This window comes from Bacillus sp. SIMBA_031, from assembly GCF_046535225.1.
GTDB lineage: Bacteria > Bacillota > Bacilli > Bacillales > Bacillaceae > Bacillus > Bacillus velezensis.
The window spans coordinates 1-245 of record NZ_JAWRXC010000581.1; the positions used below are offsets into that span (position 1 = coordinate 1).

Annotated in this window: 1 protein-coding gene; it reads right to left on the reverse strand. The window is 60.0% G+C overall.

The features are described 5' to 3' along the window. Positions 1 to 213 (reverse strand): hypothetical protein (locus SB724_RS21450; RefSeq protein WP_410573055.1); only part of this gene is annotated, 213 nt, incomplete at its 3' end. Positions 214 to 245: the final 32 nt, after the last annotated feature.

A 245-nucleotide genomic window follows, 5' to 3' on the forward strand; every position in this document is an offset into this window, starting at 1 on the left:
CGCGTAGTCCAGCCGCGGCATGGTCTCCGGTGCTTTACCATTCTTAATCGCCTCGGCGTAGCGGGCTCCGATGGCCTTGATCTCTGCACTGAGATCCGCCTGTGTTTCCACATCCTTGGTCTCGTGGGCCGCGTGTGGCTCTGCGGGTGGCACGAGTTCCTCGGATTCGAGCGCTTCTGTGGCAGTAACTTGTGCTGTGTGGTCTTGCGGCACGGCTGGCTCCTTTCTATGGCTTCTTATGACGG